Source organism: Bacillus sp. V59.32b, from assembly GCF_003429085.1.
GTDB lineage: Bacteria > Bacillota > Bacilli > Bacillales > DSM-1321 > Peribacillus.
The window spans coordinates 69,321-85,754 of sequence record NZ_QVTC01000014.1 but is presented as its reverse complement, the minus strand read 5'-3'; the positions used below and the strand labels follow the sequence as shown (position 1 = coordinate 85,754).

General features: G+C 44.2%; 17 protein-coding genes. All 17 read right to left on the bottom strand.

The window, feature by feature from the left end:
• Positions 1-5 precede the first annotated feature (5 nt).
• Complete coding sequence (locus tag D0463_RS04010) at positions 6-287, bottom strand: FlhB-like flagellar biosynthesis protein (protein WP_117305338.1); 282 nt, start codon at positions 285-287, stop codon at positions 6-8.
• Positions 284-2,221 carry a hypothetical protein gene (locus tag D0463_RS04005; RefSeq protein ID WP_133299556.1) on the bottom strand — a complete coding sequence of 646 codons (1,938 nt, stop codon included), beginning with the start codon at positions 2,219-2,221 and terminating at the stop codon, positions 284-286. Before D0463_RS04005 ends, D0463_RS04010 begins: the two co-directional genes overlap by 4 nt.
• A 26-nt stretch (positions 2,222-2,247) precedes the next feature.
• Entirely contained in the window at positions 2,248-3,024 is a 777-nt protein-coding gene (locus tag D0463_RS04000; RefSeq protein ID WP_117305333.1) for a ribonuclease HII, read from the bottom strand.
• Positions 3,025-3,300: 276 nt separating this feature from the next.
• Positions 3,301-4,164: a ribosome biogenesis GTPase YlqF gene (gene ylqF / locus D0463_RS03995; protein WP_117305331.1), complete on the bottom strand. Its 864-nt coding sequence runs from the start codon at positions 4,162-4,164 to the stop codon at positions 3,301-3,303.
• A gap of 23 nt (positions 4,165-4,187) precedes the next feature.
• Entirely contained in the window at positions 4,188-4,739 is a 552-nt protein-coding gene (gene lepB, locus D0463_RS03990; protein WP_117305471.1) for a signal peptidase I, read from the bottom strand.
• Positions 4,740-4,918: 179 nt separating this feature from the next.
• Entirely contained in the window at positions 4,919-5,266 is a 348-nt protein-coding gene (gene rplS / locus D0463_RS03985; RefSeq protein ID WP_117305329.1) for a 50S ribosomal protein L19, read from the bottom strand.
• A gap of 128 nt (positions 5,267-5,394) precedes the next feature.
• Positions 5,395-6,129 carry a tRNA (guanosine(37)-N1)-methyltransferase TrmD gene (gene trmD / locus D0463_RS03980; protein WP_117305469.1) on the bottom strand — a complete coding sequence of 245 codons (735 nt, stop codon included), beginning with the start codon at positions 6,127-6,129 and terminating at the stop codon, positions 5,395-5,397.
• Complete coding sequence (gene rimM, locus D0463_RS03975; RefSeq protein ID WP_117305327.1) at positions 6,129-6,647, bottom strand: ribosome maturation factor RimM; 519 nt, start codon at positions 6,645-6,647, stop codon at positions 6,129-6,131. The genes trmD and rimM overlap by 1 nt, the downstream gene beginning before the upstream one ends.
• 10 nt (positions 6,648-6,657) lie before the next feature.
• Positions 6,658-7,044, bottom strand: coding sequence for a YlqD family protein (locus D0463_RS03970; RefSeq protein WP_117305325.1), 387 nt, complete (start codon positions 7,042-7,044; stop codon positions 6,658-6,660).
• 507 nt (positions 7,045-7,551) lie between these two features.
• Complete coding sequence (locus D0463_RS03965; RefSeq protein ID WP_117305467.1) at positions 7,552-7,782, bottom strand: KH domain-containing protein; 231 nt, start codon at positions 7,780-7,782, stop codon at positions 7,552-7,554.
• A 13-nt stretch (positions 7,783-7,795) separates the two neighbouring features.
• Positions 7,796-8,068, bottom strand: a complete 273-nt coding sequence (gene rpsP / locus D0463_RS03960; RefSeq protein WP_117305323.1) for a 30S ribosomal protein S16 — start codon at positions 8,066-8,068, stop codon at positions 7,796-7,798.
• Positions 8,069-8,408: 340 nt separating this feature from the next.
• Positions 8,409-9,752 (bottom strand): signal recognition particle protein, encoded by a 1,344-nt coding sequence (gene ffh, locus D0463_RS03955; protein WP_117305321.1) that lies wholly within the window; start codon positions 9,750-9,752, stop codon positions 8,409-8,411.
• Between the two features lie 13 nt (positions 9,753-9,765).
• A complete protein-coding gene (locus D0463_RS03950; protein ID WP_117305319.1) occupies positions 9,766-10,098 on the bottom strand; it encodes a putative DNA-binding protein in 333 nt (110 codons plus the stop codon).
• A 395-nt stretch (positions 10,099-10,493) separates the two neighbouring features.
• Positions 10,494-11,477, bottom strand: a complete 984-nt coding sequence (gene ftsY / locus D0463_RS03945) for a signal recognition particle-docking protein FtsY (RefSeq protein WP_117305317.1) — start codon at positions 11,475-11,477, stop codon at positions 10,494-10,496.
• A gap of 23 nt (positions 11,478-11,500) precedes the next feature.
• Positions 11,501-15,067 carry a chromosome segregation protein SMC gene (gene smc, locus D0463_RS03940; RefSeq protein ID WP_117305315.1) on the bottom strand — a complete coding sequence of 1,189 codons (3,567 nt, stop codon included), beginning with the start codon at positions 15,065-15,067 and terminating at the stop codon, positions 11,501-11,503.
• 241 nt (positions 15,068-15,308) lie between these two features.
• Complete coding sequence (gene rnc / locus D0463_RS03935) at positions 15,309-16,049, bottom strand: ribonuclease III (RefSeq protein ID WP_117305313.1); 741 nt, start codon at positions 16,047-16,049, stop codon at positions 15,309-15,311.
• Positions 16,050-16,172: 123 nt separating this feature from the next.
• On the bottom strand, positions 16,173-16,406 hold the full coding sequence (locus tag D0463_RS03930) for an acyl carrier protein (protein ID WP_117305311.1): 234 nt from the start codon (positions 16,404-16,406) through the stop codon (positions 16,173-16,175).
• Positions 16,407-16,434: the final 28 nt, after the last annotated feature.

Sequence of the window (16,434 nt, the reverse complement as noted above, 5' to 3'; positions counted from 1 at the left end):
CCCCGTTACTCAGGGTGATTCTTCATTTCTTTATCTATTTTATAAATAAACGCAAACACCTCAGCAACCGCCTGATACAATTCCTCAGGGATGGTCTCGCTAATATCGAGTTTGCTGAGAAACTCAGCCAGGGATGGATCCTCCATGACCGGAATATCATGCTTAGTAGCTGCTTCGAGAATATTATCCGCCACCTTGCCTTTGCCTTTTGCAATGACCCTAGGTGCAGAATCCTTTTCGCCGTCATATCTAAGTGCGACCGCTTCTTTTCGTTTATTTACTTTCATATCCTGATATCGACTCCACTATAAGGTGTACTGCCTGCAGAGATGTTTTGTTTTTGGGTTGTTTGCTTTGCTTCACCTTCAAAAACAAGACTCGATAGCCTATAATTCATATTCCCGAGATTGTTTTTTAGTGATTCCGTCAAAGGACGGGAAAGCTGCTCCAGTTTTTCGAAATGCTCGTTTATCACGGTGATCTTCAAGATTCTGTTTTGAATCTGCATATCGATCACTGTTTCCCGCATTTGCTCGAGATCCAGATAGAATAATACCCGGCAATAATCTGGATCAATCGCCCCGCTGCTTTTCTTTCTGCCGCTCCATTGTAATGTCAAATCTGTTTGAAAGCCGGAAAGGTTCAGCGGGATTTGCATAAATATATTTTGGAGCGGCCCGTTGTCCTGAGACAACAACTGTTGCGCCGTTATCCGGTTCAAGACCTGTTCTGCAGTATCCTTAATCGGTGGATGCTGAGTTTCGGCAAGCAGCTTCATGAGCAATGGCTTTAGCGTGGACAGCTCCTCGGTCGGTGCTCCTGCCTCCATCCCTCTTCCGTTCGCTAAAAAATGCTCCATGTTCAGTCCGAACAGCTTTACGATATCTTTCACAAATTCTGAGGTTGGAGCACCCTTCGTAAAATCAACAGGTCTTTCGGCCATGGCGATGATTTGCTTTAATAATCTTCTTTCCACTGGTTCGAGCTCGACTGTTTGCTGAGCTGCTTCCAATTCTACATGAATCATTTCCGCAAGTCTTCCACGCGTCTGTTCGGGTTTATAGTGGTTCCCGTTCACTGCTGAAAAAAGGTTGTCCTTATTGATTGGCTTTTGTTCCGTGGTTCGCTCTTCTCCATTGCTGACTAAAAGTGTTCGCAGAAGTTTCTTGGTAAGCTCCACGACCTCATTTCCCCTTAACAGAGGGGAATCTGGTCTGTCGAGCTTGCTTAGGGGCTCAGTTGCTGCTTTGCCCGCTGATCGAGCATTTACTTTCCCCGTCTGGCTTAGCAGCTGGTTAAATAACGTCAGAAGTTTTTCGGCTTCTGGAGCATTCTTTTGTTTTGCGACGGCATATTGCAGGATAAGCGACAGGCCCTCCTTGAGAACGGGCGGCAATTGATTTTTATCGTTTTGAGAAGCCAGGATTATTCTTTCGATAAACTCTCCCTCTTTGATGCTTTGAGGGATAAAGCCTGCTTTCTGAAGGATCGTATAAGCGGATTTTTGCGTTTCCAAAGGTGCTTTTTGATCAAGCCAACTTGCAAACAATTTATCAAGCGCATTCGAAGCGTTCTGATTTTGTTTTGGAACAATCACTTTTTCTAAAAGGACTTTTACCTGTTGCAAAATTTCCGTATCAGTGCCCTCGATATTGCGGCTGATTTGTTGATGCAGCTTCGTTAAACCGGAAGAAAGGGGTCCATCCTTCCCCAATGATTGTAAGGCAGTAAAGACATCATTCTTGAAAGGAAGGTTCATTGCATGCATTGTCTTAATATTGGCAAGGCTGCCTCCAGTGTTAGCCGATGTTTTGATCCATTGCAAAGACAAATCAAAGTTCTCTTTCGTAACCGGCAGCTGATTTTTCAATAGAAACCTTGCCAGTTCGAGCGATTCTTTTCCTTGAGGCACGGCTAAGTGAGTCACCAGCTGTTCGGCGGCGACCTTTAACCCGGTATTTTCAAAACCTAGAGCGGCATTCAGCAACTTTAAATGCAGCCTTCCTTCCCCCGGTTGTACTTGCAGCCAGTATCTTTCACCGACTTTAAGCGGGGCATCAAGAACGGCCATAATTTTTTGGTTTCCGATTTGAACCTCCGCGGTCTGATTCGGATAGATTTTATTTATTTTCCCGAGAATGATCTGGCCAGTTTGGAGCTTGGCCGGTTGCTGTTGGATATTTTGCGTTAGCGGCTGTTGGATCAGATTTGCTGGCTGCATGCTTTCACTTCCCTTCATGCTTCTTTTTATTCTCCGCCCACTTCCCTGACTGGAGAAAAACTTCTCCTATGCCATGGTGTCGGTCCATATGTATGTAAGGCTTCCAAATGTTTCGCGGTTCCGTAGCCCATATTGTTTTCGAAATCGTAATGCGGGTGCTTTTTTGCATACTCCCGCATCATTCTGTCCCTTGTCACTTTCGCGATAATCGAAGCGGCAGCGATCGAAATGCTTTTTGCATCCCCCTTAATAATCGAAAGCTGGGGCATCGGTACGGTTAGCTCCATTGCATCTATCAGCAAATGGTCCGGTGTTACGCTAAGGTCCGCCATCGCCGCAAGCATCGCTTTTTTCGTTGATTCATAAATGTTCCAGCGGTCAATCTCTTCACTATGCAAAATTCCGATACCAGTCGAAACGGCTTCCTTCATGATGACTTCGTAAAAAATCTCGCGCCTGGCCTCAGGGATTTTCTTTGAATCGTTCAACCCTTCCAGATAAAAACCAACCGGCAAGATCACCGCACCGGCAACGACTGGTCCTGCCAGCGGCCCTCGTCCCACCTCGTCAATACCGGCAATGGATTGAAACCCCTGACTCCGCAATGATTGTTCATATATCGACATCTGTTCGAAATGCTTCTTTGCATTCATTTGCTTTTCATAGTCGCGATTCCACTTGCTTACAAGATTGATAACTCCTATTCTCGTATCCGCTTTGCATTCCGCCAAAAAAGGATCGGCGGGATCACTGATTTCGCCAAGGGTCCGCTCTATTTCTTTCATGTTTTTTGTTTGTTTCATTCAGTTCACCATCTTCATTACTTTTATCGGTTAGCCTTTCAAAATTTTCATCAGAAATGCGTAAGCGCCCTGGCCAGCCCGACCGGCATAAGACAAACCGCGAGGAGGCAGTTCTCCAGCCACCACAGTGGTTTGGCTTATGACCCGAGGGGCTGGCTAGACATCTTTCTAAATTCAAGAAGTTATCCTTAACTATAAAAAAAGCAGGACTAAAGCTCTGGATAAAATGCCAAACCCTCGCATTGTTTTATCAATAAGCTCCAGTACCCGCATTTGCTATTCTGACCCCGCAACATCGTTCGGGGTTTCAAATGATAAAGGCCCTAATTTCTCAGACCGGATTTCCCTGACGACCAGTTCAGCCGTTTTATCATAGTCGACCATACCGCCGCCCATTAAACAGCCTCTGAACGATCCAATTTTATCAAAAAGCTCCACCGTTTCCTCCGGGATCTCCTCAAGGTTGTACCGTTTCTTTAATCGTTCCGGGTACTCTTTCTCGAGATATCTCAACCCGTACAGAGAAATATCGTGGAGGTTCAATAACGTATCTTTAATCGCGCCGGTCAGCGCGAGCTTCGTTCCGACTTCCTGATCTTCAAATTTAGGCCAGAGGATTCCAGGGGTATCCAAAAGCTCAAGCTCTTTGCCGACTTTAATCCACTGTTGTGCTTTTGTCACACCGGGAGTATTCCCGGTTTTGGCAATATTTCTTTTGGCCAGTCGGTTTATCAGCGTCGATTTCCCGGCATTTGGAATCCCGACAATCATCGCCCGGATGGCCCTCGGCTTGATTCCTTTAGCTTTCATGCGGTCGAATTTTTCTTTCAGCAATTCCTTGGAAGCTGCCGTTATTTGATTCAGACCATCACCTGCCTGGGAGTTAATCGCAATCGCCTTTTTTCCTTGGCTTTTATAATAATCAAGCCACTGCTTCGTTTTCGCCGGGTCGGCCATGTCCGATTTATTCAGTAAAATAATCCTCGGTTTATGCTGGATGATTTCATCAATCATCGGATTTCGCGATGCTGAAGGAATCCGTGCATCGACAAGCTCATACACAATATCAATGAGCTTTAGCTTCTCAGTTACTTGTCTTCTCGCTTTGGCCATATGGCCCGGAAACCACTGTATTGTCAATGGGGTTCACCTTTCTTGCTCTTCTATTTTACCATCCGGAAATCTTCGACCGGCCAATAGACCATGTCGGTTTCCCCCAGTACGTCTTCCATCTTTACTGCGCCGATATGGCGGCTGTCCTTGCTGAAGCGCCGGTTATCACCCATTACAAACAGGGTTCCTTCCGGTACCGTATCGCGACCGATATAGTCCTCTAACGTAAATGGTTCGGTCAGCGGCCCGTCTATGACCTGCTCTTTATATTCATCAAGATAAGGTTCCTCATAAGCCTTGCCGTTAACATACAATGTATCGTCCTTGTACTCGATCCGGTCGCCAGGCAAACCAATTACGCGCTTTATGTAATCCTTTTTTTCTGGAGCATGGAATACGATAATATCAAACCGGTCAGGTTCTCCAAAAGTATAACCGATTTTATTGACAATCATACGATCCTGGTCGTGCAGTGTTGGCATCATCGATAAGCCTTCAACTACGATTGGCGCGAACAAGAAATACCTGATGACCACCGCTAAAAGCACGGCAATGATCAGCGCCTTTGTCCATTCCCAAATCTCGTTTTTCTTCTTCGCCATTTTCATCACCCTTAATGATAAGAATAATAACATCTTACAATTTAATTTTACAAATAGGAAGGAAAATAAACCTATCCGGCCAAATAAGAGTAAATCTTCCCTTAAGCAGTTTTTTTTCAGGAAAAGCATTAAAAAAGGAGCCTGATGAACAAGCTCCTTTTTTCAAGAAAATTACTTTATTAGCGGCGAATCTCTTTGATACGAGCTTTTTTACCGCGTAGTTCACGAAGATAGTACAGCTTGGCACGGCGTACTTTACCGTGACGTACTATTTCGAGGTTGGCGATTTTTGGTGTGTGCACAGGGAATGTACGCTCTACACCGACACCGTAAGAAATCTTACGGACAGTGAAAGTTTCGCTGATCCCGCCACCACGACGCTTGATTACAACACCTTCGTAAACCTGAATACGTTCACGCGTACCCTCGACAACTTTTACGTGTACACGTACAGTGTCACCAGGACGGAATGAAGGAAGGTCAGCACGAAGCTGTTCTTTAGTAATGTCATGAATAAGTTGTTGCATAGTTTTCTACTCCTCCCGGATGCTCTTACAAATTAGTCTTTGCAGCGGAACATCGTTATAAGACTTAAGCGTTTGGACCCAAGTCACGAAAATCATCATACCATATATATGGGGCTATTGCAATATGGTCAAACTTCTTTTTTTAACTCTTCTAGCAATTTCTTTTCGATCTCGCTTAGCTGATAATCTTTAAGTAAATCCGGACGTCTCGTCCATGTCCGCCGCAGAGATTCCTTCATCCGCCACTCTTCAATTTTCTTATGATTCCCTGATACAAGCGTATCAGGCACCTTCATCCCGCGGAAATCAGCCGGACGGGTGTAGTGCGGATGCTCAAGCAAGCCAGACGAATAGGAATCAAGCACTGGAGAATCTTCATTGCCTAACACGCCGGGAAGCAGCCTGACAACGCTGTCGATAATTACCATGGCCCCCAGCTCCCCGCCAGTAAGCACATAATCGCCGATCGATATTTCATCGGTAACGAGATGCTCCCTGATTCTTTCATCATAGCCTTCATAGTGGCCGCATACGAAAATCAAGTGTTCCTCTTTAGCGAACTCTTCCGCTTTTCTTTGGCTGTACCGCTCTCCTTGGGGGCATAAGAGGATAATCCTTGGCTTTTGCACAGCTTCTTCATTTAAAGATGATACCGCATCAAAAATCGGCTGCGGCTTCAAAACCATTCCCGCTCCGCCCCCATACGGATAATCATCGACCGTTCCGTGCTTGTTGTCCGCAAAATCGCGGAAATTGGTCACTTTATACGTCACGGCTTCCTTCTCGGCCGCTTTTTTTAAAATGGATGAGCCGAGGACACCTTCGAACATTTCCGGAAAGATAGACAGAATATCAATCTTCATCAATCGAGCAGTCCTTCCATCGGAACAATGGTAATCTTTTTCGAGTTAATATCAATCTCTGAAACGATATCATCAATATAGGGAATCAAGATATCTTTTCCGCCTTTTCCTTTAACGACCCAGACATCGTTGGCACCCGGCGTTAAGATCTCGCTTATCTTCCCTATCTCGACATCCTCATCGGTGAAAATAGTACAGCCGATGATTTCATGAAAGTAGAATTCTCCTTCATCCAGCTCTCCCAGCTGAGATTCCGGGACCTTCAATATGCCACCTTTGAGCCGTTCTGATAAATTGACATTGGTGTAATCTTCAAATGTTAATAAATCAAAATTCTTATGGATGCGGTGGGATATTATTTTCAAGGCAATGGGTTCATTTTCATTTTCCTTAAACAGATATAACGTATTGCCCGGTTTATATCGCTCCTCATGGAAATCCGTTCTTGAAATAACCCGGACTTCGCCCATGATGCCATGCGTATTAACGATTTTACCGACATTAAACCATTTTTCCATTCTCTCACCTCTAACGGATTTCTGAGACGATTCCATCTTTGACTACGATGGTTTTCGTTTGGATGAGTTCATCCCAATTCGCGCCGATTTCAACATCGACAATGCTTTCAACTTCTCTTTCCTTTAACTCGCTGCCAATGGGCAGAATGTCCAATTGCTCAATTTGGAAATCGAGAAGTTTTATTTTTTCCTGCCTGTTGTTGATTTCTTTTTCAAAATGGGCGCGAAGACTGCCTGGTTGGAACTTTTTCGTCTTCTCAAGCTTCTTTAATTCGAAACGCAGCTGGTCGCCTTCTTTTTGCAGTTGTGCTTTCTTTGACTTATATTTCTCAAGGAGCTGATTCTTGCTGGAGTCGGTCAATACTTGATTGACAATCACATTCTGGAGAATTTTCATTCCAGCGCCTCCTTTAACTTAGGTACGTAATGGCTATGTATATTTTTTTAGAATTTCCTGATTTCAGAATCCTACTCAGGCGTCTTTCTATTATAAAGCCTAAGACACAGGCAATAAACTTTTTTATGATATTGGCTCTGTTATAAAGTATTGCTGATCAATATTATTTTTGGTTCATTCGTGTGAAACTAAGCTTTCACACGCCTTTCAGCTTTGCTGAAAGGTAGCTCCCCATCCATGAAACGAAAGTACTCCAAACGTTTCATGGATGGGGAGCAATGTCCCACCAGGGAAATTTATAAAAGTTGAATTTATGAATTTAAAACTGTTGACCCATATATTTTTGTCTCATGCATGAGACAAAGCTAAATGGTTGCTCCAACTGCATAGGTCGAGAGAAAGCTCGCTTTCCCAGCGACCTATGCAGTTGGAGCTAAAATGAGCAAGCATCACAGAAATATTTAACAAAGCCATGATATTAAAAAAGGAAGGGTGTTAGCCCCTCCCTTATTCGGAAATTTCCAAATAGATTTTCTTATGCTGTGAGGATCCTGCTGCATAGACCACAGTCCGAATCGCCTTAGCAACGCGCCCTTGTTTTCCGATGACTTTTCCCATATCATCCTTGCTTACAGAAAGGATGAAGGTGATTTTGTCATCTTCCTCCCTCGAAGTCACTCGGACTTCTTCGGGATGGTCCACAAGTGCAGAAACAATCGTTTCGATTAATTCCTTCATAGACAATGGTCGATTACTTGCTTAGTTTAGCATTGTGGAATTTTTCCATAATGCCTTCTTTTGAGAATAAGTTACGAACTGTGTCAGATGGCTTTGCACCGTCTTGCATCCATTTTAAAACAAGTTCTTCGTTGATCTCAACTTTAGCCGGTTGAGTAATCGGGTTGTATGTTCCAACCACTTCAATGTAACGACCGTCACGCGGTGAACGAGAATCTGCAACTACAATACGATAGAAAGGAGATTTTTTAGCTCCCATACGTTTTAAGCGAATTTTTACTGCCATAATAAACAAGCACCTCCGAATAGTTTTACACAAGATAGTATAATATCAAATGTCATATGTGTTGTAAAGGTTTTTTTCTTAACAGATTAGAAAAGTGTAAGCGCCCTGTATTTAGGAACGTCGACTAAACAGCCGCCACGTCCTGTGGCGAACGTCGACGCCAGTCCATCCTGGACAAGTGCGACAGGCATAAGACGCACCGCGCAGGAAATCCTGATTTCTGAAGCGGTGTGACTTATGCGGATCCTCGGCTAAAACCTGCCACATCGTGTGGCAAACACCGAGGTCAGCACATCCTGTGCAAGTCCGAGCGGCTGGGCGCTGAAACTAGACAACAATACTACATGAAAGGGAATTTAAAGCCGCCTTTTTTCTTCCCTTTTTGCATGTTTGTGACTTGCTTCATCATTTTCTTCATGTCTTCGAATTGCTTGAGAAGGCGGTTCACTTCCTGTATGGACCTACCGCTTCCCTTCGCAATCCGTTTTCTGCGCGCAGCGTTAATAATCTCGGGATGTTCCTTTTCATGCTTATTCATGGAACGGATAATCGCTTCGACATGGCCGATTTGCTTTTCATCGATCGACATGTTATCGATGCCCTTTATTTTATTGGCACCAGGGAGCATTTTTAGGATGTCGTCAAGAGGCCCCATATTACGGACCTGTCCAAGCTGGTCCAGGAAATCGTCAAAGGTGAACGAAGCGGTGCGCATTTTTTTCTCAAGTTCTTTGGCTTTTTCTTCATCGACATTCGCCTGGGCTTTCTCGATAAGGGTCAAAACATCGCCCATTCCAAGAATTCTCGAGGCCATTCTCTCTGGATGGAATGCTTCAAGAGCATCCAATTTCTCACCCATACCGACAAACTTAATCGGCGTGTTGCTGACAGCACGAATCGAAAGCGCCGCACCACCGCGTGTGTCGCCATCAAGCTTCGTCAAAACGACGCCGGTCAAGCCAAGCTGTTCGTTAAAGCTTTCGGCAACGTTGACCGCGTCCTGACCAGTCATGGCATCGACTACGAGGAAAATTTCGTCCGGCTTCGTCAATTCCTTGATGTCTTTCAGCTCGCCCATCAGGTTTTCATCGACATGAAGACGTCCCGCCGTATCGATCAGCACATAATCGTTATGCTCTTCCTTCGCTTTTTCGATGGCTTGTCTGGAGATTTCCACTGGGCTTACCTGGTCGCCCAATGAGAATACTGGCATGCTTAGTTGTTTTCCGAGCGTTTCGAGCTGCTGGATTGCCGCCGGACGATAAATATCGGCCGCAACGAGCAATGGTGTACGGTTGTATTTTTTTCTAAGTAGGTTCGCAAGCTTTCCAGAGGTCGTCGTTTTACCCGCACCTTGAAGACCAACCATCATGATAACAGTTGGCGGCCTGCTTGATACAGCAATTTTGCTTTGCTCTCCGCCCATAAGCTCTGTTAATTCTTCTTGAACAACCTTGATTACCTGTTGGCCGGGGGTTAAGCTTTTTAGTACTTCCTGACCTACAGCCCGCTCACTGACACGCTTCACAAAATCCTTCACGACTTTAAAGTTAACGTCAGCTTCTAATAGCGCGAGACGGACCTCCCGCATCATTTCTTTAACATCAGCCTCGTTGACCTTCCCTTTACCGCGAATTTTTTGCATCGTACTCTGCAGTCGGTCGGCCAATCCTTCAAATGCCATTCTTGCCCGCCTCCTAATCTAACTTCTCAAGCTCTGTGACAACGGATAGAAGTTCCTCCTTCGAAACGTGTTCCTTTTCAACCAGTTCCTTCATATCCGAAATCCATTTGGTTCGCTCTTGAAATTTTTGAAATAATAACAACTTTGCTTCATATTCCTCAAGCATTGCTTCCGTACGTTTTATATTGTCGTATACTGCCTGCCTGCTTACTTCATATTCGTCGGCAATCTCGCCAAGTGAGTAATCGTCCAAATAGTAAAGGGACATATAGCTCTGCTGCTTTTCTGTCAACAACGATTGATAAAAATCATACAGATAATTGATGCGCGTTGTTTTTTCAAGCATATCGAAGCCCCCTTATGTGTTAAGTGAAAGCACTTTACAAGTTATTAGTTTACACAGTTTTCGGGTGGATGTCAAGATAAAACCTTTACACTTGAAGGTGGAGATAGTAAGGATAACTTGGCTAGGAGAAGCCAGAAATATAGTTGCATTTATACAGAATAAGAGCGGTTGAAAAGATTGGTTACTTTTGTAACGTTTAGGACATTTTGCAGTCGAAGATTCAGTTTTGTGACAAGTCGGGGATTTTGTAGCGGAAATTCCAGTTTTGTAGCCGGGTTAGAGTCTTTTGTAGCGGGAATTTCGGTTTTGTAGCCAATATCCGATTTGGTAGCGACCCAACGAATGTTCTTATCTAAAAAAACCGGACGGCCCCCAGGGTACCGTCCGCATTAAAATTATTCTTCCTCCACTAAATCTGCAAAAAGTCCGTATACATACTTTTCAGCATCAAATTCCTGCAGATCGTCCATCTGTTCTCCGAGACCGACAAACTTGACCGGAATAGACAGTTCATTACGGATGGCCAGGACGATGCCGCCTTTTGCGGTGCCGTCCAGTTTAGTCAAAACGATTCCGGACACATTTGTCGCTTCCTTGAATGTTTTAGCTTGAATCAGTGCGTTTTGGCCTGTTGTTGCATCTAAGACAAGCAGCACTTCATGCGGAGCGCCGGGAATCTCGCGTTCGATCACCCGGTTAACTTTTTCAAGTTCCTTCATCAGGTTGACCTTATTCTGCAGCCGGCCTGCGGTATCGCATATAAGGATATCAGCCTTACGCGCCTTAGCAGATTGGACAGCATCAAACATGACCGCAGCCGGATCTGAGCCTTCTGCTTGTTTGATGACTTCAACTCCAACACGCTTTCCCCACACCTCAAGCTGATCAATTGCCCCGGCTCTGAAAGTGTCCCCGGCCGCCAGCATAACCGATTTTCCTTCTGATTTATATTTGTGGGCCAGTTTACCGATTGTTGTTGTTTTTCCTACACCATTAACACCGACAAACAAAATAACCGTCAAGGCATTTTCCTGGATGTTCAACTCTGCGGTTGTTCCATCCTCTCCTTGATAAATCTCGACGAGTTTTTCCGAAATGACCGATTGCACTTCTGCAGGGTCGGAAATATTGCGTCGCTTTACCTCTGACTTCAGTTCGTCGATTAACTCCATCACCGTTTCGAAACCAACGTCAGCCTGAATCAGGATTTCCTCCAGTTCCTCGAAAAAATCCTCGTCCACTTTACGGTATCGGGCAACGAGGTCGTTTACCCTTCCGGAAAAGGAATCACGCGTTTTCGATAAACCCTGTTTAAACTTTTCGGAAACAGAATCAGACTGATCGGTGAATTTTTCCTTCAGCTTCTTAAAAAAGCTCATGTAATCCATTCCTTTACTAATTTCTATACTTCTGCGAATTCCTTCGTTTCTTCCAAACGCACGGAAACCAGCTTTGAAACACCGGATTCTTGCATGGTTACCCCGTAGAGGACATCCGCTTCTTCCATGGTCCCTTTGCGGTGGGTGATGACGATGAATTGCGTATTGGCACTGTATCGTTTTAAATATTGACTGAAACGCATGACATTTGCTTCGTCAAGCGCAGCTTCCACCTCGTCAAGGATACAGAATGGGACAGGGCGGACTCTCAAAATCGAAAATAACAGTGCAATGGCGGTCAGCGCCCGTTCACCGCCGGATAACAGACCAAGGTTCTGTAATTTTTTCCCAGGAGGCTGCGCGATGATATCTACCCCTGTATAGAGCAAATCATCCGGATTTGTCAGCTTCAATTCAGCTCTTCCCCCGCCAAAGAGGGCTTTGAAAACTTCTTCAAACTCCGCTTGGATCGCAAAGAAAGTCTCAGAAAAACGGCGTTTCATCTCATCGTCCATCTCTTCGATCACCTGGAACAGCGTGTCTTTCGCCTGTTGCAAATCATCTTTTTGGGCGATCAGGAAATCATAGCGTTCAGAAACCCGCTCATACTCCTCAATCGCTCCAAGATTGACCGTGCCGATTTCTTCCATAGCCATCTTGATGAGTTTTACTTTTTTCTTCGCTTCGTCGGCTGGGATCAACAATGGGTACTTTTCTTTTGCCCCTTCAAATGTCAGAAAATATTCTTCTCGTAAATGGTCCAGACGATTTTCCAGTTCAACGTCCATCCGATTTAATTTAACTTCCTCATCTTTAACAACTTCGGCCATGCCTTTATGCTGACGTTTTAACTCTTTAAGCTCAAGTTCCAGGTTCTCGAGGTTTGTTTGCAGCTCTGTACGCTCTTTCCGTTTCGATGCTATTAAATCGATTGTCCCTGTTTTATCCTTAAGCTTTTCCGTTGCTGCTTCTTCAAGCATCTCTTCACCGTTTGAACTGTCGGACATCTCATCTGTCAGCAAGGAAAGGTCTTCCTTGAATTCGGCTGCTCTTTCAGTTTCCAGACCATGTTCGCTTGCAAGCCGCTCGTATTTTTCCTTCTGGTTTTGCAGCTGCTCACGTCTTGAAGCAAGATGGACCCTTAGCTCGTTTGTTTCTTCGGAAAGGGTTTCTCTCGATGACTGTTGAGTTTGCTTCTGCTTGGTAAGCTCTTCTATCTCTTGATCAAGCTTTTTAATCTCGGCTTCACATGTTACGAGAAGCTCTTGAAGGTTAACAATCCTGGCGTTTTTTTCTTGCTTTTCTTCGTCAATTGCCTTTTTATCGAGATCATAGAGATGAAGTCGATCGTTAATATTTTTCTCCTGAATCTCAACTTCCCGGATGTCGCCTTTAATGGATTGTTCTTTTAGGCGGAGTGTTTCTCCGGACTTTCTCACTTCTTCAATTTTGTCTTCCTGTTTGGCTGCGTCGCTTTTCAGCTGTTTTACATGCAGTTCAAGCTTATTTGTCTTGTCTTCCATTCCGACGAGCTTTTCTTTCAATTCTTCCAGCTCGCCTTTTCTGGAAAGCAATGATGAATTCTTCTGTTTAAGCGCACCTCCGGTCATTGAACCACCGGGATTGACGATATCGCCGTCGAGGGTCACAAACCGATATTTATGCTGGACAAGTCTGGCAAGCTCGTTAGCTCCTTGTAAATCCTTCGTAATGACGACTGTACCAAGCAGGTTTGTGGCGATTGCCTCGTATTTATCACCATACTCAATTAAATCTGCCGCTCTGCCGATAAATGAGGCGTGATTACGCATCAAGTTCAGCTGTGTTTGAGGCAGTTCACGGCCTTTGATTACGGATAAAGGCAGAAAGGTTGCGCGGCCGTATCCATTTTTCTTTAAATAAGCGATAGCCTGTCTCGCATGTTCTTCATTATCCATGACAACATGCTGCATAGCCCCGCCGAGTGCGGTCTCAATTGCCGTTTGATACTGTTTCGGAACGGCAATTAACTCGGCTACTGCGCCTTCTACGCCGGAAAGGGTGCCATTTTTTGCTTTTAATACTTCCTTTACCCCTTGGAAGAATCCCGCATAATCATCTTCCATTTCCTCAAGCATTTCTTTGCGTGATTTAGACTGCTGCAAAAACTGATAAGCCTGGTAAAGGGTCGTTTCCTGCTTTTGATAGGATGACCTTATATTTTCAAGCTTTCTTTGATCCTCTCTATACAAATGGATCTGAATCTCCAATTCTTTATGAACGGCTTCAAGCGCTGCTTGCAGTCCGGCTTTCTTCTCTTCAATTTCAAGTCTTTCGTCAAGAAACTTAGCATTGTCCTGATCAAGCTTAGCATTCCGGTTTTCTTGCAGATTTTGCTGCTGCTGTAAAAATTGCAGTTCATTCTTCGAAGCAGCCTGCTTATTCAGCCATTCGATGTAATCACTTTTTTTCATCTCAATTGTTTCATCGAGGTTCCCATTGAGCAGACTTAATCCTTTTTGCTTTTCGTTCAAGTTTTCATGCAGCTGTTTAACTTCAGCTTCGAGCTCAGAGAGCGCTTTATTCTCGTGCTGTTTTTGCTCTGATAAAAGAGCGATTCGCTTTTCAGCTTCCTCGATCGACTTTTCCAGCTGTTGTTTATTTTGGCTCGCATTTTTCTTGCGTTCTTTTAAAACTTCTTTGCGTCCCTCGAGTTTCTCAAGCTCTTCACTGGCGGCAAGCAATACTTCCTGTAGCTGGTTGACCGATTCATCAAGCATCGTGATTTTTTCACGAATTCCTTCGACTCTGGATTCTTTCTCCTGAAGATCGGCAGACATTCTCGCTTCTTTATCACTATGCTCCTCCAATTCGGCTGATAATTTCTGCCATTTTTCATGAAGGGCTTCGATTTCATGGACGGTTAAAGCAACCTCTATTTGTTCGAGTTCATCTTTTTTTTCGAGATATTCTTTCGCTAGGGAAGATTGAATCTTGAGCGGTTCAACCTGTCCTTCCAGTTCATGGAGAATATCGTTTACCCGGTTTAAATTTTCCTGTGCCTCCGAAAGCTTGCTCTCTGCCTTTTTCTTTCGGGTCTTATATTTTAAAACACCAGCTGCTTCCTCGAAGATTACCCGTCTTTCCTCCGACTTGCTGCTCAGGATTTCTTCCACTTTCCCCTGGCTAATGATCGAAAATGCTTCCCGCCCGAGCCCTGAATCCATAAATAAGTCCACGATATCCTTCAGTCTGCAGGCCTGTTTATTGATGAAAAATTCACTTTCGCCTGATCGGAATACGCGGCGGGTCACACTTACTTCATGAAAATCAATCGGCAAGGAATTTGACTCGTTATCCAGTGTCAACGAGACTTCCGCAAAGTTCAATGCTTTACGTGAATCGCTTCCGGCGAAAATGATATCTTCCATTTTCACTCCGCGCAGCGATTTGGCAGACTGCTCCCCAAGCACCCAGCGAATCGAGTCAGTGATATTGCTTTTGCCACTCCCGTTTGGACCTACCACCGCTGTTACACCGGGAACAAAGTCCACAGAAATTTTTTCTGCAAATGATTTAAATCCTACAACATCTAAGCGTTTGAGGAACATTACTCTTCCCCTTTCTTCTAGCTTCGTACATATATAAGTTGAATTAAAGGTTGATGAATTGATGAATAATATTGTTGATTTTTGGCTCATTTAAGCTCCAATTGCATAGGTCAAGAGAAAGCTGACTTTCTCTTGGACCTATGCAGTTGAAGCAACCTTTCAGCTTTGCTGAAAGGCATGTGAAACATAAGTTTCACATGAATGAACCAAAGATGTTGGTCAGCATCAACTTATATAGCTGTTACTGTATGTTTCTTTTTTCTTTAATGGAAGTCAGCGCGTGCTGTGCCGCATGTTGTTCTGCTTCCTTTTTGGACCTGCCCGTGCCGGTCCCCATTATTTCCTCGTTTAAAGAGACAGTCGAGACGAATTCCCGATTATGTGCCGGGCCTTTTTCCTGAAGAATCTTATACTCCAGAACACCGGTACCCTCTCTTTGAACCAATTCCTGTAATTGGCTTTTATAATCCATCACATGAGAAAAAGCACCCTCATTTATTTTAGGAAAGACAACATTTTGCAAAAACTGGACAACTGCGTCCAGACCCAAATCCAAATATAAAGCCCCGATGAAGGCTTCGAAAACGTCAGCGAGCAAGGCAGGACGCGCCCTTCCGCCCGTCATTTCCTCGCCTTTTCCAAGCAAAACCAATTCCCCGAAGGACAGTGAGTTCGCAAAGGAAACAAGCGAAGGTTCGCAGACGATAGCTGCTCGGAGTTTTGTTAACTCTCCCTCACTCATCAACGGATATTTGTTAAATAAGAAATTAGAAATGGTAAGCTCTAGAACTGCGTCTCCTAAAAATTCAAGCCTTTCATTATCCTCGTAAGGCTTACGGCGATGCTCATTCACATAAGATGAATGGGTAAATGCTTGCTTTAGCAATTTCTCATCATGAAACTGAAAACCGACTTTTTCCTGAAATTGCTTAAATTTATTTTCTGGATTCCCTTGCCTGCGATTATTTCCATTCCTAAACATTGTACCCTCCGTACATTTCTAAAAATCATCGGCCTATATAAGCCTAGTACTATCATAACCAAATGTCGGTATAAGAGAAAGCCCCGTTTAAAAAACGGAGCTTTAAGCTTTGAATGCATTTAATTACATAGTGCTTTGTATGTAATTCACAGCATCACCAACTGTGGCGATCTTTTCAGCATCATCATCTGAAATTTCCATCCCAAACTCGTCTTCAAGTTCCATAACAAGTTCAACTACATCAAGGGAATCGGCACCTAGATCTTCTTTGAACGAAGCTTCAGGTTTTACTTCTGATTCTTCGACACCTAATCTGTCCACGACGATTTTTGTTACACGCTCTAGTACATCTGCCACTGCATTCACCTCCCCTCAAGCCATTATA

What these genes read in the sequence shown, in the direction of transcription:
- D0463_RS04010 (WP_117305338.1), bottom strand. Translation starts at nt 287, where the DNA reads ATGAAAGTAAATAAACGAAAAGAAGCGGTCGCACTTAGATATGACGGC.
- D0463_RS04005 (WP_133299556.1), bottom strand. Translation starts at nt 2,221, where the DNA reads ATGCAGCCAGCAAATCTGATCCAACAGCCGCTAACGCAAAATATCCAA.
- D0463_RS04000 (WP_117305333.1), bottom strand. Translation starts at nt 3,024, where the DNA reads ATGAAACAAACAAAAAACATGAAAGAAATAGAGCGGACCCTTGGCGAA.
- lepB (WP_117305471.1), bottom strand. Translation starts at nt 4,739, where the DNA reads ATGGCGAAGAAGAAAAACGAGATTTGGGAATGGACAAAGGCGCTGATC.
- rplS (WP_117305329.1), bottom strand. Translation starts at nt 5,266, where the DNA reads ATGCAACAACTTATTCATGACATTACTAAAGAACAGCTTCGTGCTGAC.
- trmD (WP_117305469.1), bottom strand. Translation starts at nt 6,129, where the DNA reads ATGAAGATTGATATTCTGTCTATCTTTCCGGAAATGTTCGAAGGTGTC.
- rimM (WP_117305327.1), bottom strand. Translation starts at nt 6,647, where the DNA reads ATGGAAAAATGGTTTAATGTCGGTAAAATCGTTAATACGCATGGCATC.
- D0463_RS03970 (WP_117305325.1), bottom strand. Translation starts at nt 7,044, where the DNA reads ATGAAAATTCTCCAGAATGTGATTGTCAATCAAGTATTGACCGACTCC.
- D0463_RS03965 (WP_117305467.1), bottom strand. Translation starts at nt 7,782, where the DNA reads ATGAAGGAATTAATCGAAACGATTGTTTCTGCACTTGTGGACCATCCC.
- rpsP (WP_117305323.1), bottom strand. Translation starts at nt 8,068, where the DNA reads ATGGCAGTAAAAATTCGCTTAAAACGTATGGGAGCTAAAAAATCTCCT.
- ffh (WP_117305321.1), bottom strand. Translation starts at nt 9,752, where the DNA reads ATGGCATTTGAAGGATTGGCCGACCGACTGCAGAGTACGATGCAAAAA.
- D0463_RS03950 (WP_117305319.1), bottom strand. Translation starts at nt 10,098, where the DNA reads ATGCTTGAAAAAACAACGCGCATCAATTATCTGTATGATTTTTATCAA.
- ftsY (WP_117305317.1), bottom strand. Translation starts at nt 11,477, where the DNA reads ATGAGCTTTTTTAAGAAGCTGAAGGAAAAATTCACCGATCAGTCTGAT.
- smc (WP_117305315.1), bottom strand. Translation starts at nt 15,067, where the DNA reads ATGTTCCTCAAACGCTTAGATGTTGTAGGATTTAAATCATTTGCAGAA.
- rnc (WP_117305313.1), bottom strand. Translation starts at nt 16,049, where the DNA reads ATGTTTAGGAATGGAAATAATCGCAGGCAAGGGAATCCAGAAAATAAA.